Genomic DNA, 18,887 nt, shown 5'->3' with positions numbered 1-18,887 from the left:
GGTGCCCGCGGGCTTCGCGGCCCGCGGGCACCAGCGCCGGTCCCCGTGATCTCGTACATCCTCCGCCGGACGTTCGCGGCAGTGATCCTGCTGCTGGTCGTCTCCGCGGTCACCTTCGCCATCTTCTTCCTGCTGCCACGGCTTGCCGGCCAGACAGCGGACCAGCTGGCGCAGCAGTACATCGGCAAGAGCCCGTCCCCGGCGGACATCGCCGCTGTCAAGCACAACCTCGGTCTGGACCAGCCCGTCTACGTCCAGTACTGGCACTTCATCAAGGGGATCGTGGCCGGCGCCACCTACGACCTCGGCCCCACCACGGTGCACTGCGACGCACCCTGCTTCGGTTACTCGTTCAAGAACCACCAGGCCGTGTGGCCGGAGCTCACCTCCCGACTTCCGATCACCCTCTCGCTGGCCGTCGGTGCCGCCGTGCTGTGGCTGGTCTCGGGTGTCGTGGCCGGCGTCGTCTCCGCACTGAAGCCGCGTTCGGTCCTGGACCGGGCCTTCATGGGCATCGCGCTCACCGGCGTCTCGCTGCCCATGTTCTTCACGGGAAACCTGGCGATCCTGCTCTTCACCTATCAGTGGCCGATCTTCGGCAAGACCTACGTCCCGTTCACCGAGAACCCCTCCCAGTGGGCCAACACCCTCTTCCCGGCGTGGTGTTCGCTCGCCCTGCTGTACTCCGCGATCTACGCCCGGCTCACCCGCTCGGGCATGCTGGAGACGATGAACGAGGACTTCATCCGCACGGCCCGCGCGAAGGGCCTGCGGGAGCGCACCGTCGTCACCCGGCACGGACTGCGGGCCGCCCTCACCCCGATCATCACGGTCTTCGGCATGGACCTCGGTCTGCTGCTCGGCGGCGCCGTGATCACGGAGTCGGTGTTCTCGCTGCCCGGCATCGGCCAGTACGCGGTGCAGGGCATCACCGACAACGACCTGCCCAAGATCCTCGGCGTGACCCTGCTCGCCGCATTCTTCGTCGTCTTCGCAAATCTCCTGGTGGACGTGCTCTACGCCGCCGCCGACCCGCGGGTGAGGCTCTCGTGACCGAACTCTCCAAGACCGGTGCCGCGGTGGGGGAGCCCACCTCCGCCCGCAAGGCGCCCGAGGCCTTCCTCGAGGTCCGCGACCTCAAGGTGCACTTCCCGACCGACGACGGCCTGGTCAAGTCCGTCGACGGGCTCAGCTTCTCGCTGGAGAAGGGCCGGACCCTCGCCGTCGTCGGCGAGTCCGGCTCCGGCAAGTCGGTCACCTCGCAGGCCATCATGGGCCTGCACCGGCTCGGCACCCGCGGCAAGAACGTGCAGATGTCCGGCGAGATCTGGCTGGACGGCAAGGAACTGGTCTCCGCCGCCCCGGACGAGGTGCGCAAGCTCCGCGGCCGCGAGATGGCGATGATCTTCCAGGACCCGCTGTCCGCGATGCACCCCTACTACAAGGTCGGCGACCAGATCGTCGAGGCCTACCGGGTGCACCACAACGTCAGCAGGAAGGTCGCCCGGAAGCGGGCAATCGAGATGCTCGACCGGGTCGGCATCCCCGAGCCGGCCAAGCGGGTGGACGGCTACCCGCACGAGTTCTCCGGCGGTATGCGCCAGCGCGCCATGATCGCCATGGCGCTGGTGAACAACCCCGAGCTGCTCATCGCGGACGAGCCGACCACCGCACTCGACGTGACCGTCCAGGCGCAGATCCTCGACCTGATCCGGGATCTGCAGAAGGAGTTCGGCTCCGCGGTCATCATGGTGACCCACGACCTCGGTGTGGTCGCCGAGATCGCCGACGACGTCCTCGTGATGTACGGCGGCCGGTGCGTGGAGCGCGGTCCGGCGGACCAGGTCTTCGAGCAGCCGCAGCACCCCTACACGTGGGGTCTGCTCGGCTCGATGCCCCGCATCGACCGCGACACCTCCGAACGGCTCATCCCCGTCAAGGGCCAGCCGCCGAGCCTCATCAACGTCCCCTCGGGCTGCGCCTTCCACCCGCGCTGCCCGTACGCGGACATCCCCAAGGGGAACGTCACCCGCACGGTGCGCCCCGAGCTGGAGCTGGTGAGCACCGGGCACTGGTCCGCCTGCCACCTCTCGGCGGAGGACCGTCAGCGGATCTGGACCGAAGAGATTGCGCCGAAGCTGTGAGTGAGACCAAGAAGACGGACACCGTCGCCGAGGCCACGGTCCCGAAGCAGGCGTCGTCCCCGGAAGAGCGTGACGTGCTGCTCAGGGTCGAGGGCCTGACCAAGCACTTCCCGATCAAGAAGGGAATCCTGCAGCGGCAGGTCGGCGCCGTGAGGGCGGTCGACGGCATCGACTTCGAGGTGCGCAAGGGCGAGACCCTGGGCGTGGTCGGCGAGTCGGGCTGCGGCAAGTCGACCATGGGCCGGGTCATCACCCGCCTCCAGGACCCGACCGGCGGCAGGATCACCTTCGAGGGCCAGGACATCACGCGGCTGAGCACCGGGCGGATGCGCCCGCTGCGCCGCGACATCCAGATGATCTTCCAGGACCCCTACGGCTCCCTGAACCCCCGGCACACCATCGGCTCGATCGTCTCCGCGCCCTTCCGGCTGCAGGGCGTCGAGCCCGAGGGCGGGGTGAAGAAGGAGGTCCAGCGGCTCCTCGAACTGGTGGGTCTCAACCCCGAGCACTACAACCGCTACCCGCACGAGTTCTCCGGCGGCCAGCGCCAGCGCATCGGCATCGCCCGCGCGCTCGCCCTCAAGCCGAAGCTCGTGGTGGCGGACGAGCCGGTGTCCGCCCTGGACGTGTCGATCCAGGCGCAGGTCGTCAACCTCATGGACGACCTCCAGGAGGAACTCGGCCTCACCTACGTGATCATCGCCCACGACCTCTCCGTGGTGCGGCACGTCTCGGACCGCATCGCGGTGATGTACCTCGGCAAGATCGTCGAACTCGCCGACCGCACCTCGCTGTACGAGGCGCCGATGCACCCGTACACCAACGCGCTGATGTCGGCCGTGCCGGTGCCGGACCCGAAGCGCCGGGGGCAGAAGAGCGAGCGCATCCTGCTGCGCGGCGACGTGCCCTCGCCGATCGCCCCGCCGTCCGGCTGCCGGTTCCACACCCGGTGCTGGAAGGCGACGCAGATCTGCAAGACGACCGAGCCGCAGCTCGTCGAGCTGAAGCCGGGTCAGCGGGTCGCCTGCCACCACCCGGAGAACTTCGCCGACCAGGCTCCGCAGGACACCGTCCTGCTGTCGGTGGCGAAGGCCGCGTCCGAGCTGGTCCCGGACGCGATCGCCGGCGGCAGTTCGGCGGCGGAGGAGCCGGCGGCCGAGGAAGCCACGGTGTCCGAGACGGCCGCCGCCGAGAAGACGGCCACTGCCGAGGAGACGGCCATCGCGGCGAAGCCTGCTGCCGAGGCCAAGCCCGAGGCCGAGGCCGAGCCTGAGGCTGAGTCTGCTGCCGAGGCCAAGGCCGAGGCCGTGCCCGTCGCCGAGGACGAAGCGGCTGCCGAGGCCGCCGCGGAGTCCGGCGCGAAGACCGGTCCCGGGGCGAAGGTCTCCACCGGGAAGGCCGAGCCCGCGGCCGACGGCGCGGCCGACGCGCCCGAGGCGTCGGCCGGTGCCGCCGCCGACGCTCCCGCCGGGGAGCCGGAGGCCGTCGCCGAGCAGGCCGGCCGCGAGGCCGAGGCGGAGCGCGACGCCGAGTCCGGGGCGGAGGCCGAGCCGGCGTCCGGGTCCGGCACGGCAGCCGCGGCGGACGCCGACTCCGGATCCGACTCCCAGGAGTCAACCGACAAGTAGCACATGACAAGTCGGCAAAGTCATGTACATGCCTGAACGGGAGAGCGCAGAGTCGTCCGTGTCAGTCCACTGACCGGCACATGCTCGAAAGGGACGACTCATGGCACTCTCCCGTTCGGCACGTCTGGGGGCCCTCGCGACCGCGGCGGCCTCCTTCCTCGTCATCGCCGCCTCCTCCGCCCCCACCCCGGGCACGGCGGGCATCGGCGATCCCTACTTCCCCGAACTCGGAAACGGCGGCTTCGACGCCCGCCACTACGACCTCGCCCTCGCCTACGCCCCCGACACCGGCCGCCTCGACGGCCGTGCCACCCTCACCGCGCGCGCCACCCAGAACCTCTCGTCCTTCGACCTCGACCTCCAGCAGTTGGAGGTCAGCCGCGTCGAAGTCGACGGAAGACGCGCCGCGTTCACACGGGACGGCGACGAGATCACCGTCACCCCGCGCCGCTACCTGCGTGCCGGGCGGCACTTCACGGTGAGCGTCACCTACGGCGGCATACCCCGGCCGCTCAACGGCCCCATCGTGTTCGGGTCGGACTACGGCTGGATGAAGACCGGTGACGGCGTCTTCGTCGCCTGCGAGCCCAACGCCGCCTCCACCTGGTTCCCGTCCAGCGACCACCCCTCCGACAAGGCCACCTACGACATCCGCGTCAAGGCCCCGAGGGGCCTGACCGCCGTCTCCAACGGCCGGCTGGTGTCGACGTACGACCGGGGCGGCTCGACGTACACCCACTGGCGCGAGCGCAGGCCGATGGCGACCTACCTCGCCACGGCCACCATCGGCAAGTTCGACGTACGCACCGGCAGGACCCCCGGCGGCACCCCGATCTACGTCGCCGTCGACCCGGTGCTGAAGAACGGCAACAGCGTCGACGTGTACGCCGTCACCGCGGCCGCCACGGACTACTGGTCCCAGGTCTTCGGGCCCTACCCGTTCGAGGAGACCGGCGCGATCGTCGACGACATGCCCGAGGCCGGGTTCTCGCTGGAGGTGCAGAGCAAGCCCGCCTACTCGGCCGTGCGCAGCGAGTCGACCATCGTGCACGAGCTGGCCCACCAGTGGTTCGGCGACTCGGTGAGCGTGGCGCAGTGGAAGGACATCTGGCTGAACGAGGGATTCGCCACGTACGCCCAGTGGCTGTGGGCCGAGCACCAGGGCACCCGCTCCGCCCACGACTCCTTCCGCGCCGGCTACGACTCCCGTCCCGCCGGCTCCGCCTTCTGGCAGATCAAGGTGGCCGACCCGCAGCGCGACACGATGTTCGCCTCCGCCGTCTACCAGCGCGGCGCGATGACCCTCCAGGCGCTGCGCGAGCGGATCGGGGACCGGGCCTTCTTCCGCCTGCTGCCCGCCTGGACCAGACTCCACCGGTACGGCAACGCGGACACCGCCGACTTCGTCCGCCTCGCCGAGCGGGTCAGCGGGCAGCAGCTGGACGACCTCTTCGACGCCTGGCTGTTCACAACAGGGAAACCGGCCCTGTGAGCCTGGCTTTGTAAGGTTCACCCGCTCCGTCGGGTGAGAATGTCAGGGTGCAGCTCCAGCAACTCTTCAGTCCCTCCGTCCAGCACACGCTCGATGTGATCGGCATCTTCGTGTTCGCGATCTCCGGCGCTCTCCTGGCCGTCCGGAAGAACTTCGACGTCTTCGGCATCGCCGTGCTCGCCGAGGTCACCGCGCTGGGCGGAGGACTGTTCCGCGACCTGGTCATCGGAGCGGTTCCGCCGGCCGCCTTCACCGACCTCGGCTACTTCGTCACCCCGCTGCTCGCCACGCTCGTCGTCTTCTTCCTGCACCCGCACGTGGAGCGGATCCAGATGGGCGTGCTCGTCTTCGACGCCGCCGGTCTCGGCCTCTTCGCCGTGAGCGGCACCACGAAGGCGTACAGCTACGGCCTCGGGCTGACCGCCTCGGCAACGCTGGGCCTCGCCACCGCCGTCGGCGGCGGCGTGCTGCGGGACGTGCTCGCCAACGAGGTGCCGTCGCTGCTGCGCTGGGACCGCGATCTGTACGCCGTCCCCGCCGTCGTCGGCGCCTCGATGGTCGTGCTGTTCATCCGCTATGACGCCCTGACCCCGCTCACCAGCGGGCTCGCGGTCGTCATGGCCTTCGTGCTGCGGCTGCTCGCGATGCGGTTCCACTGGCGAGCGCCGCGTGCGTGGAACCGCCGGTCGACGGTGACCGAGGAGTAGCCCCGGCCGGTCGACGGGCCCCGGCGGCGGTCCCGGTGAGGGACCCGGTGGCCCCTGGGAGGGAGCCGGCGGGGCCGTCCGCGGCGCCCACCCGCCCTCCGGCGCGGCCCTGGCCCATCTCCAGGGTCAGCCAGCGGAAGACCGGGGTGACCTGCGGCCGCCACAGCGCCATGTTGTGGCCGCCCGCGCTGCGCGGTACGAACACCACGTGCACGGTGGTCGGCGCCTTGGCCGCGGACCGCAGGGCTGTGCCCGCCTCGTAGCCGTCGCCGGGCTGACCGGAGAGGTACAGCGCGATCCGGGGCGGTACGGGTGCCTTCCGCAGGAGCAGGTACGGATCGTTCGCGGCGCGCAGGGCGGGGGTCTGGGCGGCGAGGGAGTTGCGCTCGCCGATCGGGTCGTTGTACCCGGACATGCTCACCGCGGCCCGGTACCGGTCCGGGTGGGCCACGGCCAGCTTGGCCGCGCAGTGCGCGCCCGCCGAGTACCCGGCCACCGCCCAGCCCTGCGGTGCCGGCTGGGCCCGGAAGTTGTCGGTGACCATCTTCGGCACGTCGATGCTGAGCCAGCTGTCGGCGTTGACCTGGCCCGGGATGTTGGCGCAGCCGGTGTCGACGCCGGCCAGCAGGTTGGTGCGCGGCGCGACCAGGATGAACGGCGCGACCTGCCCGCTCCGCATCAGCGGCAGCAGCTGCTCGTGGGCTCCCAGCGAGCCGAACCAGGCCTTCGCCGATCCCGGGTAGCCCGGCAGCAGCTCCACGACCGGAAACCTCTTGCCTCGGTAGGCCGGGTCGTCGTACTGGGGCGGCAGCCACACGTAGACCTCGGCGTTCACGCCCGAGACCCGGCCCCTGAGCTGGGTGACGCGTACTCCGCCGGCCGCGCGCATGCCGGGTCCGTCGGCCGCCGTGAAGGTCTGCTCGACCCTGGGCAGCCGCTGCACCGCTATCCCGCCGGTGCCGTCGCCGCCGAGGTCCGCGGCCTGCTGGACGTGATCGCCGGTGCCGAGGAGGTCGGCCCAGTTGTCGTACAGGGCGTTCTGGTTGTTCACCAGGACGAAGACCAGGGTGACCGCCGTGCCCTGGGCGAACAGCAGCATCAGTGTCCGCGCCGCCAGCCGCAGCGGCCGGGGCCCGCGCATCCGCGACCACGTCAGGAGCGGCAGCACGAGAGCGACCACGGACAGGGCGATGGTCGTGCAGAGGAACGGAGTCCCGGTGAGGCTCATGTCCCCCTAGAGGGGAATTCCCGGCTCCGGGTTGTGGACGTGTCCGGACACTTACCGGGAAACTGCCGGATCCTCACCTTGGCGACGAGGCATCGAGCCAAAAGCTACCGCTTAGTAGTTTGCTGTTGTACCGTTCACCCATGCCAGAAGCAGCTTCCGCCTCCGCTCCTTCGCGGGCCGTGATCGGTGCCGGCGAGTTCGACCGCGACACCGCGGTGACCCGGCGCGCGCCCGGCGTCTACGACATCGACCTCTCGGCCGGCTGGACCATCATCAGCGCCGTCAACGGCGGCTACCTGCTGGCCGTGCTCGGCAGGGCCCTCGCGGACACCCTCCCGCACCCGGACCCCTTCACCATCTCCGCGCACTACCTGACCGCCTCCCAGCCGGGCCCGGCGGTCGTCCGCACGGAGACGGTCCGCACCGGCCGCACCCTCTCCACCGGCCAGGCCTCGCTCCTCCAGTACGACGAGGAGGGCAAGGAGGTCGAACGCATCCGCGTCCTCGCCTCCTACGGCGACCTGGGCACCCTGCCCGACGACGTCCGTACGACCGCGAAGCCGCCGGCGATCCCGCCCATGGACCAGTGCTTCGGCCCCGAGGACGGCCCCGCCCCGGTCGAGGGCAGCTCCGCGATCACCGACCGCCTGATGCTCAAGCTCGATCCCACGACCCTCGGCTGGGCCCTCGGGGCACCGTCCGGCAAGGGGGAGATGCGCGCCTGGTTCGGCCTCGCAGACGGCCGGGACGCGGACCCCCTCTCCCTGCTCCTAACGGTGGACGCCCTCCCGCCCACCGCCTTCGAGATCGGCCTCAAGGGCTGGGTGCCCACCGTGGAACTCACCGTCCACGTGCGCCACCGTCCGGCCCCCGGCCCGCTGCGGGTGTCGATCAGCACCCGCAACCTGGCCGGCGGCTTCCTGGAGGAGGACGCCGAGGTCTGGGACTCCGAGGACCGCCTGGTCGCCCAGTCCCGCCAGCTGGCCCGCGTGCGGCTCGGCTGATCCGGGTCCCGGGGCCTCAGCTCCGGCGGAGCGGTGTACGCCCCAGCCAGGCCGCCAGCCGCTCGTAGGGGCCGGCCCCGTCGGACGCCTCCCGGCGCTCGGCGAAGGGCGTCGCCGCGTCGCGGGGCCGGGAGTCGGGCAGCACCTTGCGGGCGTTGGCCAGGGCGAACTCGGCCAGTTCGGGATCCAGCTCCCGCGGGTGCCCGATCGCCTCGGAGAGGTCCCAGGTGTGGGTGACGATCTCCATGACGTAGCCCGACAGCGCCGCGTGGCCGGGGACCTCGCCCCAGGGCACGCGTACCGCGCTCGTCATCCGCTCGTCGCTCTCCCAGGCCTTCAGGACGCGCACCCGTACCTCGTCGTACGCCGCCGCCCAGCCGTCGTCCGCCACGCCGTCGGCGGTCGGGTGCACGGCGAGCCCGTCGCCGCCCTCGCCGACGACCGCGATCCGCCGGGTGCCGCCGACGACGTGGCTCAGCAGGGACCGTACGTCGAACTCGGTACACGGCGTGGGGGCGTCGAGGTGCTCGGGGCGCACCGCCTTGATGATCTCGGCCGCCTGCTCGGTGGCACGGGTGTAGACGGGGCGTGGATCGGTGAATCCGGTGGTGGTCATCGTGATGTCTCCCTCGTGATCGGTAGGAGGAGCATCCCCGGATAACCTGACAACTTCCGTCAACATTTGCGCGGGACTTCGCGGAGGCGGGAGTCTGGGGACGTGAAGTCCGACCGTCTGCTGTCGATCCTGCTGCTCCTCCAGACCCGGGGCCGGGTGCCGGCACACGAACTCGCCGGCCGGCTGGAGGTCTCGGTCCGCACCATCTACCGGGACGTCGAGGCGCTGTCGGCCTCGGGCGTCCCCGTCTACGCCGAGCGCGGCCGGCACGGCGGCATCGAACTCCTCGCCGGCTTCCGCACGGACGTCACCGGCCTGACCGCCGACGAGTCCCGCGCGCTGTTCATCCTGGCCGCCCAGGGCGCCCACGCCGCGCTCGGGCTCGACGCGGCCCTCGGTTCCGCCCTGCGCAAGGTGATGGCCGCGCTCCCGGCGCCGTACCGGCCCGCCGCCGAGGTGACCAGCCGCCGCATCCTGGTCGACGCCACCCGCTGGCGGAGCGGGCCGCAAAAGGCTGTCGACCTGGAGGTGCTGCAGGACGCGGTCTTCTCCGACCGGCGTCTCAGGCTGCGCTACCGGCACAGCGGGGAGCGGGAGCCGCGGGCGTACACCGTGGACCCCTACGGGCTGGTGGCCAAGGCGGGGGTCTGGTATTTGGTCGCCGACCGGCGCGGCGCCCCGCGCCTGTTCCGGGCCGACCGGGTGCGCTCGGCCCGGCTGCTGGACGACCCCGTACGGCGCCGGAAGGGCATCGAACTGGCCGACGTCTGGGAGATGCTGCGCCGCCAGGTGGAGGACCGGGAGAACGGGGTCGAGGTCACCGTCCGGCTGCGGCGCGAGCATCTCGACATGTTCCAGCGGATGGCCGCCGCCCAGCTCACGGCCCTGTCCGGCGACGACGGCGAGAGCGAGTGGGTGACCGCCCGGCTGTCGTACCCGGTGCTGCGCGCGGTGCGGCAACTCCTCGCCTTCTCCGACCGGTTGGAGGTCCTGGACCCGCCCGAGGCCCGCGCGGAGCTGCTGGCGGGGGCCCGCGCCGTCACGGCCCTGTACCGGGGCGCGTCCCCCGACGGCGACGAGAACCCCGGGTGAGGGGGGGGCACTTGGGATGCGCTTTGCCTGTTCGACAGGGTGCGGACAGGGCGCTCCCAGGGACGTCCCACACGCCGTTGATCGAGTGCAAGCCCCAGGACCTTCTCATCGATCTCGGAGCCGGCTCTCATGAAGCGTGCCCGGATTCTCCCCGCCGTCGTCCTTCCCACCGCGTCCCCCCCCCGCTGCTGACCGCGTGCGGCTCCGGCGGCTCGTCCGCCTCCACCACCCAGGACTCAGGCGGGCAGCGCGACTGCCGGGCTCCGTCCGGCATGCCGACGGGCGGCGCGTCCGGCGGGCCGAGCGGGGCCCCGTCCGGTGCGCCGTCGGGGCCTGCCGCGGGCGGGCCGACCGGCATGCCCAGCGGGATGCCCACGGGTGTGCCGAGCGGCGCGCCCGGCGGTCGGGGCGGCCCGGGCGCAGGGCGGGCCGGGGGCTGCGGCGCTCCGGGCGGCGGACAGGCGGGAGGCCGGACCGGGGGAGCGGCCGAACAGGGCTGAGCGGAGCTGGGCGGGGTGGCCGCTTCGAGAGCGCGGGCCTCAGTCCCGCCAGTGGTTGCGGCCGATGCTGATGAGCCTCAGCTGGCGGGCGGCGAGCTGGGTCACCCGCTCCCGCTCCTCCTCCGGGGCCTCCAGCGCCTCCAGGAACAGGGAGGCGGTGATGAGCATCTGGTCGACGTAGAGGTGCGCGAGCATCAGCAGGTCGTCGTCGTTCCAGCCCGCCGCCTCGGAGTCCTTGGCCAGCTCGGCCTTCACCTCCTCGGCGAACCGGGCGAGTTGCTCCCGGATGGCCGCGCGTACCGGCTGCACCCCGCCGTGCCGCTCCCGGGCGATGAACCGGACGTGTGCCGGATAGGCGTCCACGTGGTGGGCGATCAACTCGATGGCCCGCGTGATGCGTTCCTCGCTGTCGCCGGTCGTGGACACGGTCGTCCGCACCATCGGGTGCAGGCTGCCCAGCGCCTCGTCGACCAGGGCCACGCCGAGATCCGCGGTCGAGCGGAAGTGCCGGTAGAAGGCGGTCGGGGCGACCCCGACCGCCCGGGCGACCTCGCGCAGGCCCAGGCTGCTCAGGCTCTGCTCCTCCAGCAGCGCGAGTGCCGCGTCGAGGAACGCCTGCCGGGTCTTCTGCTTCTGGGCCTGCCGGATGCCGAGGGTGTGACTCATGTCATCCAGTTAACAACTGTTCTCTGGAATTGAAAAGCCGTGGGACGCGCTAGACTCGAAGTCAGTGAACAACTGTTACTACAACTGTTCACCCAAACTTCACAACGGCTCGACACGAGGCATCTCGGAGGGGGGATCTGATCCCATGCTGTTCCTCGTCGCCGCACTCATGCTGCTCGGCGTGGTGCTGGGCACCGTGGCCCACGCACCGCTGACCGTCACCGGCCTGCTGGCCGCCGTCATCGCCGTCTGGCTCGGCGTTTTCGCGATCCGCGAGCGCCATGGCCGCCGTCGCCGCACCTCGGCCGAGTGACCGTGCCGCACACGGCCGTCTGACCGTCACGAAAGGACTTCAGGAGCTGAGCATCATGCAACTCACCGCACCGGCCACCGGCCGCACCGACACCCGCCCGCGCACCCGCGACGCCGACGGCATGGCCGTCGCGTCCTTCATCCTGGGCCTCCTCGGCCTGCTCGTCCTCAACGTCTTCCTCGGCCCGGTCGCCATCGCCCTGGCCGTCGTCGCCCTCTGGCGCGGCACGAGCCGCCGCGGCCGCGCCTACCTGGGCCTGGCCCTGGGCATCGCCGACCTGGCCGTCCTGCTGACGGCGATGCAGATCTCCCACACGGTCTCCTGGAGCCTGTGACCGCGCCCTGACCCCCACGCGCAGGAGGCGGCCCCGAGGACGACGGGGCACCCCACCGCCCCCGCCCGCTGTGGACGGTCGTTGCGCAGGGTGGAACGGGTGGCACGGCCCGACAGTGCCGGGTACGCCGCCACCGAGCCCGGTGCGGCTCGGGCGGGGCGCAGCCCCAGGTGCCGCCGAAGCCGACCCCAAGGGCCCCGTAGAATCGGCCACACCATGGCTTACCTCGACCACGCCGCCACGACCCCGATGCTCCCGGAGGCGGCAGAGGCACTGACCGCCCAGCTGAGCATCGCCGGCAACGCGTCCTCCCTGCACGCCTCCGGCCGCCGGGCCCGCCGTACGGTCGAGGAATCCCGCGAGACCCTCGCGGAAGCGCTCGGCGCCCGCCCCAGCGAGGTCGTCTTCACCTCCGGCGGCACCGAGGCCGACAACCTCGCCGTGAAGGGCCTGTACTGGTCCCGCCGCGACGCGGACCCGGCCCGTACCCGCATCCTCGCCAGCCCCGTCGAGCACCACGCCGTCCTCGACGCCGTCCACTGGCTCGGCGAACACGAGGGCGCCACGGTCGAGTACCTCCCCGTCGACTCCCACGGCCGCGTCCACCCCGAGGTGTTGCGCGAGGCGATCGCCCGCGCTCCCGAGGACGTGGCCCTGGCCACCGTGATGTGGGCCAACAACGAGATCGGCACGCTCATGCCGGTCCGTCAACTGGCCGAAGCGGCCGCCGAGTTCGACGTACCGCTGCACGCCGACGCGGTCCAGGCCTTCGGGCAGGTCCCGGTCGACTTCGCCGCCTCCGGCCTCGCCGCGATGACCGTCTCCGGCCACAAGGTCGGCGGCCCGTACGGCATCGGCGCCCTGCTCCTCGGCCGCGAGTACACCCCCGTCCCCGTCCTGCACGGCGGCGGCCAGGAACGTCACGTGCGCTCCGGCACCCTCGACGTGCCGGCCATCGCCTCCTTCGCCGTCGCCGGCCGGCTGGCCGCCGGACAGCGCGAGTGGTTCGCACGGGAGATCGGCGCCCTGCGCGACCAGCTGGTCGACGCCGTGCGCGGCGCCGTACCGGACGCGATCCTCGGCGGGGACCCGGCGCCCGAGGGCCGCCTCCCGGCCAACGCGCACTTCAGCTTCCCCGGCTGCGAGGGCGACTCCCTGCTGCTCCTGCTGGACGCCCAGGGCATCGAGTGCTCCACCGGCTCCGCCTGCACCGCGGGCGTGGCCCAGCCCAGCCACGTCCTGCTCGCCACCGGCACCGACCCGGACCTGGCCCGCGGCACCCTGCGCTTCTCGCTCGGCCACACCTCCACCGAGGCGGACGTCGAAGCGGTCGCCAAGGCGATCGGCCCGGCCGTGGAGCGCGCACGGGCGGCCGGCCTCAGCTGAACGCGAAGCGACCTACGAGGCGGGTTCCCTTCGCCGGTATTGTCCGGATCAGGTGATGGGGGTCGCCGTCCGGTTCTGTCGAAGCAACCGTTTCGGCCTCTCAGTCCGAGCGTCGATGTCGGCACCAGCGGAGACCGTGTGCCTCTCGCTGAAGTCGGCTACTCCGCTTGAACTCCCTCACTCGTCTCGCAGGTCTTGCTTCCAGAATAGAACTCCTCATACCAGACAAAAAGCCCTTATTTCTTGATTTTTTATGCGTGGTCCTCATGCCGCCCCGGTTCCGCGCGCCTTCCGCACCAGCCGCAGGTACCGCTCCCAGTCCCAGTGCGGCCCCGGATCGGTGTGGTCCGTGCCCGGCACCTCCGCGTGGCCGACGATGTGCTCGCGGTCCACGGGTATGCCGTACCGCGCGCAGACCGCCGCCGTCAGCCGCGCCGAGGCCGCGTACATGGCGTCCGTGAACGAGGACGCGTGCTCGACGAAGCCCTCGTGCTCGATGCCGACACTGCGCTCGTTGTACGCCCGGTTCCCCGCGTGGAAGGCCACGTCCAGTTCCCGGATCAACTGGGTGACCTGGCCGTTCCTACGCACGATGTAGTGCGCGGCCGCCTGGTGCCCGGGGTCCTGGAAGACCTTCACCGCCGACGCGTAGCCGCCCTGGGTGACGTGGACGACCACCCGGTCGACCGGATAGTCGTCCGGACGGTCCGCCCGCCGGTAGTTCGCGGATGACGCCGCCACCCAGCGCGCGCCCCGGAAGTCCACCGCGCCCGCCACCCGTGACTTCTCCACGCCCGGCAGCCGCCACCACAGCCGGGACAGCTCCTCCCGGGCCAGCGCGGCCGCGCCCACGGCCGCCGCCGCCCCGCCCGCCAGCAGGGCCCGCCGCCCCAGCCGCCGGTCGGTGTCGCCCTTCGACGCTCCCGCGCTCATGCCGCCCTCACCCCCTGATCGCCCTCGTCACCCCGGTCGTCCTCGTCGCCCCACTCGGCCCCTGCGATCTTCAACGGATATCCGGCGGACCCGGTTCCCGCGCCCCCGTACCCTGGAGAGGCTATGACTGACACCCCGCAGCGCCCCCGCCCCCTCCGCGTCCTCGCCGCCATGTCCGGCGGAGTCGACTCCGCCGTCGCCGCCGCGCGCGCCGCGGAAGCCGGCCACGACGTCACCGGCGTGCACCTCGCGCTCTCCGCGAACCCGCAGTCCTTCCGCACCGGCGCGCGGGGCTGCTGCACCATCGAGGACTCGCGCGACGCCCGCCGCGCGGCCGATGTCATCGGCATCCCGTTCTACGTCTGGGACCTCGCCGACCGCTTCCGCGAGGACGTCGTCGAGGACTTCGTCGCCGAGTACGAGGCGGGCCGCACCCCCAACCCGTGCCTGCGCTGCAACGAGAAGATCAAGTTCGCCGCGCTGCTGGACAAGGCGCTCGCCCTCGGCTTCGACGCCGTCTGCACCGGCCACTACGCCCAGGTGATCCTCCGCGAGGACGGCTCCCGCGAGCTGCACCGGGCCTCGGACATGGCCAAGGACCAGTCGTACGTCCTCGGCGTGCTGGACGAGAAGCAGCTCGCCCACGCGATGTTCCCCCTCGGTGACACGGTCACCACCAAGGAGGAGATCCGTGCCGAGGCAGAGCGCCGCAACCTCGCCGTGGCCAAGAAGCCCGACTCGCACGACATCTGCTTCATCGCCGACGGCGACACCCAGGGCTTCCTCGCCCGGCGGCTCGGCCGGGCCGAGGGCGACATCGTCGACGAGGACGGCAACCGCCTGGGCACGCACGAGGGCGCCTACGGCTTCACCATCGGCCAGCGCAAGGGCCTGCGCATCGGCACCCCGGCCCCGGACGGCAAGCCGCGCTACGTCCTCGACATCTCCCCGGTCAGCAACACGGTCACCGTCGGCCCGGCCGACGCCCTCGACGTCAGCGCCCTGACCGCGATCAAGCCCCGCTGGTGCGGCACCGCCCCCACCGGCCCCGGCACCTACACCGCCCAGCTGCGGGCCCACGGCGGCGAGACCGAGGTCACCGCGGAGCCGGTCGACGGCGAGCTCCGCGTCACCTTCGGCGAGCCGGTCCGCGGTGTCGCCCCCGGCCAGGCGATCGTCCTCTACGACGGCACGCGCGTGGTGGGCTCGGCGACGATCGCCTCGACCACGCGCACGGCCTCCGCGACGGTGTGAGCCGACCGGGCTCCTCAGCCCGTGAGGAACCCGGCCAGCACCGGTCCCAGCACATCCGGTTCGACCATGTGCGTCTGGCCCTCCAGCACGCGGTACGTACCCTCGGGCACCGTGTCCGCGATCACGCGGCCGGCCTCGCGCATCCACTCCGGGCTCGCCCCGCCGACCACCGACAGCACGGGCACGGTGATCGCGGCGAGCCGTGCGCGGGGCAGCAGTCCGTCGCCCATGACCGCGTCGTCGTACGCGAGGCTGGGCGCCACGCCCTCCATGCCCGCCCACATCGGCGACTGACGCGCGCCCTGGATCATCTCCTCGCCGAGGCCCGTAAACCGCAGGAACAGCTCCACCGCGTCCCCGCGCCTGCCCGCCGCCAGCGCCTCGTTCAGCTGCTCCTTGTACGCCGCCTCGCGCTCGGCACCGCCCGGCAGGAAGTCGACGAACGGCGCCTCGTAGAGCGCCACCTGACGTACCGGCAGTCCGCTCGCCGCCGCCTCCAGGACCAGGGCTCCGCCCGAGGAGACCCCGAACAGCGCCGCCTCGCCCCCCACCGCCTCGACCAGCGCGGCCAGGTCCTCCACCTCACGGGCGACCGCGTACGGCGCGGTGTCGCCGCTCGCGCCGCGGCCCCGGCGGTCGTAGACGACGGCCGTGCAGCGGTCCGCGAGCCGCGCCGCCAGGGGCGCCACGGTGCCCCCGGTGGACATCGCGCCGCTCACCAGGATCACCGTGGGCCCCCGGCCCGTCACTTCGTACGCGAGGCGGGTGCCGTCGTGGGAAGTCGTCTTCTTGTCCATGGCCGTGCAGACTGCCGCACCGTACCGGACCCATCGGTCACGACACGTCGGTGCGGCCCGCTCTCATGACACTTCGACCTCGTAGAAGCACAGGTGGTCCTTGATCTCCGCCACCTCCGGCTTCGGGTCCGGATACGCCCAGACGAGATCGGGCGCGTCGGGCAGCGACCAGTAGGAGGCCGTGCCCTTGAAGGGGCAGACGGTCCGGGTGCCGGAGGAGGTCAGCAGTTCGAGGCGGACGTCCTCGGCGGGGATGTAGTACCGCACCGGACAGCCCGTCTCGCGCAGCACCAGGGCGCGGTCGCTCTCCGCGAGCACCTGGTCGCCGTGCACCACGCGCACGTGCCGCTCGCCCTGCTCGATGGTGATCGTGTGTCCTTGGGTCATGTGGACAACAGCACCGGGCGGCCAGCACTTCTTCCCGGGCGCGGCGGGAGCCGTACGGTTGGGCGCATGAACATCTGCGTCTTCCTGTCCGCCGCCGACCTCGACGAGCGCTACACGCGCCCCGCGCGCGAGTTCGCCGAACTGCTCGGCAAGGCCGGTCACGCCCTGGTCTGGGGCGGTTCCAACGTCGGTCTGATGAAAGTGGTCGCCGACGGCGTGCAGGAGGCGGGCGGCAGACTGCTGGGCGTCTCGGTGGAGTTCCTCGCGAACAAGGCGCGGCCCGGCGCCGACGAGATGGTCGTCGCGGCCGACCTCGCCGAGCGCAAGAAGCTGCTGCTGGAGAAGGCCGACGCCGTGGTCATCATGGTGGGCGGCACCGGCACGCTGGACGAGGCCACCGAGATCCTGGAGCTGAAGAAGCACGGCCGCACCGAGAAGCCGGTCGTCCTGCTGAACACCGAGGGTTTCTACGACGGCCTGGAGGAGCAGTTCCGCCGCATGGAGGCCGAGGGCTTCCTGCCGCGCCCGCTGTCCGAGCTGGTCTTCTTCGCCGCTGAGCCGGCCGGCGCCCTGGCCCACCTGGAGGAGCGACTCGGCCGCCACTGATGCGAGCATGGCGGGCATGGCTACTCATGTGATCACCGGGGCCGGTTCCGGTATCGGCGCCGCCGTGGCCCGCCGGCTGCACGCGCGCGGGGACGAGATCGTGCTGCACGCGCGCGACGCGGGACGGGCGAAGGAACTGGCCGCCGAGTTCCCCGGGGCGCGCACCCTGGTCGGCGACCTCGCGGACCCGGACAAGCTGTCCTGGGCGTTCTCCCACCAGACGCTCCCGGACCGGGTGGACTCGCTGCTGCACATCGCCGGCGTCGTCGACCTCGGCGCGGTCGGTGACCTGACGCCCAAGTCCTGGCGTCACCAGCTCAACGTCAACCTGATCGCCCCCGCCGAACTCACCCGCCACTTCCTGCCCCAGCTCCGCACGACCCGCGGCCATGTGATCTTCGTCAACTCGGGCGCCGGACTCAGCGCCCACGCCGACTGGGCCGCGTACGCCGCCTCCAAGCACGGCCTGAAGGCGCTCGCCGACTCGCTGCGCCAGGAGGAGCACGCGGCCGGCGTCCGGGTCACCTCGGTCTACCCCGGCCGCACGGCGAGCCCCATGCAGGCCAAGGTCCACCAGCAGGAGGGCAAGGAGTACGACCCCGGGCGGTGGATCGACCCCGAGTCGGTGGCCACGACGATCCTCATGGCCCTGGACCTCCCGCGGGACGCCGAGGTCAACGACCTGACGGTGCGGCCGGGACGATGACCTCCGCAGCCGCCGCGACGGCCCGGGGCCGCGGACGGGGGCGGGGTTCCGCGCGGCGGTCACGGCATACCCTGCGGGGGTGAGTGAGAACAGCGTGATCAGGTTCGGTGGTGCCACCGGTGTCGGGTCCCTGCCCGGTGGCGACGCCCGTGAGGCCGCCAAGACCGCCACCGGGTCCCTCGAGGACTTCCCCTTCCTCGCCGAGCTGCCCGCGCGCGGCCCCGGAGCCGACATGATCGGCCGTACCGCCGGCATGCTCGTCGACCTGTACGCGCGGGTGGAGCCCAGCGGCTGGCGGATCGGGGACCGGCCCGGCCGTGACACCAAGCGGGCCCGGTCCTGGCTCGGCGAGGACCTCGACGCCCTGGAGGAGTTCACCCAGGGCCACGAGGGCGACCTGAAGGTGCAGGCCGTCGGGCCGTGGACCCTGGCCGCCGCCCTGGAACTGCGGAACGGCGAGGCCGCGCTGTCGGACCCGGGGGCCTGCCGCGACCTCGCCGCCTCCCTGGCCGAGGGACTGCGGCTGCACCTGGCGGAGGTCAGCCGGCGGGTGCCCGGAGCGCGCATCGTGCTCCAGCTCGACGAGCCCTCGCTCACCGCCGTCCTGCGTGGACAGGTCCGCACGGCGAGCGGCTACCGCACCCACCGGGCCGTGGACCGGCAACTCGTGGAGGCGACGCTCCGGGACACCGTCGGCGCGCACGCCGACGGCCCCGTCATCGTGCACTCCTGCGCGCCCGACGTGCCCTTCGCGCTGCTGCGGCGGGCGGGCGCGGCCGCCGTCTCCTTCGATTTCGCGCTCCTCACCGAGCGTGACGACGACGTGATCGGCGAGGCCGTCGAGGGCGGGACGCGGCTGTTCGCCGGTGTCGTACCGGGGACGGACGGCCCATTGTCAGACCCTGCCGGTAGCGTCATGGGTGTCAGGACGCTGTGGCGCAGGCTGGGCCTGCATCCGGGGCTGCTCGCGGAGGCGGTCACGGTGACCCCGGCGTGCGGTCTGGCAGGCGCATCCCCCGCCTACGCACGCCAGGCGCTCGCCCACTGCGTCCGGGCGGCGAGATCTCTCGCGGACAACCCAGAGTAACGGGAGG

The 18,887-nt window shown here is 72.1% G+C and carries 20 protein-coding genes and 1 riboswitch; of the genes, 14 read left to right on the top strand and 6 right to left on the bottom strand.

The features are described from left to right. Window positions 1-45 precede the first annotated feature (45 nt). The 5 genes from BLW57_RS12950 (at window position 46) to BLW57_RS12930 (ending at window position 5,971) form a co-directional block, all read left to right on the top strand. On the top strand, window positions 46-1,053 hold the full coding sequence (locus tag BLW57_RS12950) for an ABC transporter permease (protein WP_093474533.1): 1,008 nt from the start codon (window positions 46-48) through the stop codon (window positions 1,051-1,053). Beyond that, the gene (locus tag BLW57_RS12945; RefSeq protein ID WP_093474531.1) at window positions 1,050-2,144 is read left to right on the top strand and encodes an ABC transporter ATP-binding protein; all 1,095 of its coding nucleotides are present in this window, start codon (window positions 1,050-1,052) and stop codon (window positions 2,142-2,144) included. The genes BLW57_RS12950 and BLW57_RS12945 overlap by 4 nt, the downstream gene beginning before the upstream one ends. Next, complete coding sequence (locus BLW57_RS12940; protein WP_093474530.1) at window positions 2,141-3,772, top strand: ABC transporter ATP-binding protein; 1,632 nt, start codon at window positions 2,141-2,143, stop codon at window positions 3,770-3,772. Before BLW57_RS12945 ends, BLW57_RS12940 begins: the two co-directional genes overlap by 4 nt. Before the next feature lie 100 nt (window positions 3,773-3,872). After that, on the top strand, window positions 3,873-5,264 hold the full coding sequence (locus tag BLW57_RS12935; RefSeq protein ID WP_093474528.1) for a M1 family metallopeptidase: 1,392 nt from the start codon (window positions 3,873-3,875) through the stop codon (window positions 5,262-5,264). A gap of 47 nt (window positions 5,265-5,311) precedes the next feature. Further along, a complete protein-coding gene (locus tag BLW57_RS12930; protein WP_093474526.1) occupies window positions 5,312-5,971 on the top strand; it encodes a trimeric intracellular cation channel family protein in 660 nt (219 codons plus the stop codon). Here the strand turns inward: BLW57_RS12930 and BLW57_RS12925 are convergent. Beyond that, the gene (locus BLW57_RS12925) at window positions 5,880-7,199 is read right to left on the bottom strand and encodes an alpha/beta hydrolase (RefSeq protein ID WP_093474524.1); all 1,320 of its coding nucleotides are present in this window, start codon (window positions 7,197-7,199) and stop codon (window positions 5,880-5,882) included. The genes BLW57_RS12930 and BLW57_RS12925 overlap by 92 nt on opposite strands. Before the next feature lie 140 nt (window positions 7,200-7,339). Here BLW57_RS12925 and BLW57_RS12920 point away from each other — a divergent pair, with 140 nt between their 5' ends. Further along, a complete protein-coding gene (locus BLW57_RS12920; protein WP_093474523.1) occupies window positions 7,340-8,203 on the top strand; it encodes a thioesterase family protein in 864 nt (287 codons plus the stop codon). Between the two features lie 16 nt (window positions 8,204-8,219). Here BLW57_RS12920 and BLW57_RS12915 read toward each other — a convergent pair whose 3' ends face one another. After that, window positions 8,220-8,819 (bottom strand): TIGR03086 family metal-binding protein, encoded by a 600-nt coding sequence (locus BLW57_RS12915; RefSeq protein ID WP_093474521.1) that lies wholly within the window; start codon window positions 8,817-8,819, stop codon window positions 8,220-8,222. Between the two features lie 102 nt (window positions 8,820-8,921). Between BLW57_RS12915 and BLW57_RS12910 the strand changes: the two genes are divergently transcribed. Continuing rightward, window positions 8,922-9,911, top strand: a complete 990-nt coding sequence (locus BLW57_RS12910) for a helix-turn-helix transcriptional regulator (RefSeq protein WP_093474519.1) — start codon at window positions 8,922-8,924, stop codon at window positions 9,909-9,911. 539 nt (window positions 9,912-10,450) lie between these two features. Here the strand turns inward: BLW57_RS12910 and BLW57_RS12905 are convergent. Continuing rightward, window positions 10,451-11,077 carry a TetR family transcriptional regulator gene (locus BLW57_RS12905; protein ID WP_093474517.1) on the bottom strand — a complete coding sequence of 209 codons (627 nt, stop codon included), beginning with the start codon at window positions 11,075-11,077 and terminating at the stop codon, window positions 10,451-10,453. Window positions 11,078-11,222: 145 nt separating this feature from the next. On the opposite strand from BLW57_RS12905, the gene BLW57_RS41370 reads away from it, so the two are divergent. The 3 genes from BLW57_RS41370 to BLW57_RS12890 all read left to right on the top strand — a co-directional run bounded on the left by BLW57_RS41370 (window position 11,223) and on the right by BLW57_RS12890 (window position 13,110). Beyond that, window positions 11,223-11,390 carry a hypothetical protein gene (locus tag BLW57_RS41370; protein WP_093474515.1) on the top strand — a complete coding sequence of 56 codons (168 nt, stop codon included), beginning with the start codon at window positions 11,223-11,225 and terminating at the stop codon, window positions 11,388-11,390. A gap of 55 nt (window positions 11,391-11,445) precedes the next feature. Continuing rightward, window positions 11,446-11,724, top strand: coding sequence for a DUF4190 domain-containing protein (locus BLW57_RS12895; protein ID WP_093474514.1), 279 nt, complete (start codon window positions 11,446-11,448; stop codon window positions 11,722-11,724). A 216-nt stretch (window positions 11,725-11,940) separates the two neighbouring features. Further along, entirely contained in the window at window positions 11,941-13,110 is a 1,170-nt protein-coding gene (locus BLW57_RS12890; RefSeq protein WP_093474512.1) for a cysteine desulfurase family protein, read from the top strand. A gap of 8 nt (window positions 13,111-13,118) precedes the next feature. After that, window positions 13,119-13,299: riboswitch (TPP riboswitch) on the bottom strand. A 75-nt stretch (window positions 13,300-13,374) separates the two neighbouring features. On the opposite strand, the gene BLW57_RS12885 is transcribed toward BLW57_RS12890, so the two are convergent. Continuing rightward, window positions 13,375-14,043, bottom strand: coding sequence for an N-acetylmuramoyl-L-alanine amidase (locus BLW57_RS12885; RefSeq protein ID WP_093474510.1), 669 nt, complete (start codon window positions 14,041-14,043; stop codon window positions 13,375-13,377). 123 nt (window positions 14,044-14,166) lie between these two features. On the opposite strand from BLW57_RS12885, the gene mnmA reads away from it, so the two are divergent. After that, window positions 14,167-15,297: a tRNA 2-thiouridine(34) synthase MnmA gene (mnmA, locus tag BLW57_RS12880; protein WP_093474508.1), complete on the top strand. Its 1,131-nt coding sequence runs from the start codon at window positions 14,167-14,169 to the stop codon at window positions 15,295-15,297. A 14-nt stretch (window positions 15,298-15,311) separates the two neighbouring features. On the opposite strand, the gene BLW57_RS12875 is transcribed toward mnmA, so the two are convergent. Continuing rightward, window positions 15,312-16,094: an alpha/beta fold hydrolase gene (locus BLW57_RS12875; RefSeq protein WP_093474507.1), complete on the bottom strand. Its 783-nt coding sequence runs from the start codon at window positions 16,092-16,094 to the stop codon at window positions 15,312-15,314. Window positions 16,095-16,157: 63 nt separating this feature from the next. Next, window positions 16,158-16,481 (bottom strand): DUF427 domain-containing protein, encoded by a 324-nt coding sequence (locus BLW57_RS12870; protein WP_093474505.1) that lies wholly within the window; start codon window positions 16,479-16,481, stop codon window positions 16,158-16,160. A gap of 66 nt (window positions 16,482-16,547) precedes the next feature. On the opposite strand from BLW57_RS12870, the gene BLW57_RS12865 reads away from it, so the two are divergent. The 3 genes from BLW57_RS12865 to BLW57_RS12855 all read left to right on the top strand — a co-directional run bounded on the left by BLW57_RS12865 (window position 16,548) and on the right by BLW57_RS12855 (window position 18,880). Next, the gene (locus tag BLW57_RS12865; RefSeq protein ID WP_093474503.1) at window positions 16,548-17,087 is read left to right on the top strand and encodes an LOG family protein; all 540 of its coding nucleotides are present in this window, start codon (window positions 16,548-16,550) and stop codon (window positions 17,085-17,087) included. Window positions 17,088-17,094: 7 nt separating this feature from the next. Beyond that, window positions 17,095-17,793: an SDR family oxidoreductase gene (locus tag BLW57_RS12860; protein WP_093474501.1), complete on the top strand. Its 699-nt coding sequence runs from the start codon at window positions 17,095-17,097 to the stop codon at window positions 17,791-17,793. Between the two features lie 79 nt (window positions 17,794-17,872). Beyond that, window positions 17,873-18,880, top strand: coding sequence for a methionine synthase (locus BLW57_RS12855; protein WP_093474499.1), 1,008 nt, complete (start codon window positions 17,873-17,875; stop codon window positions 18,878-18,880). Window positions 18,881-18,887 lie beyond the last annotated feature (7 nt).

It is taken from the genome of Streptomyces sp. 1222.5 (genome assembly GCF_900105245.1).
GTDB lineage: Bacteria > Actinomycetota > Actinomycetes > Streptomycetales > Streptomycetaceae > Streptomyces > Streptomyces albidocamelliae.
The sequence above is the reverse complement of the archived record's forward strand: the minus strand, read 5'-3'. Positions and strand labels throughout refer to the sequence as shown.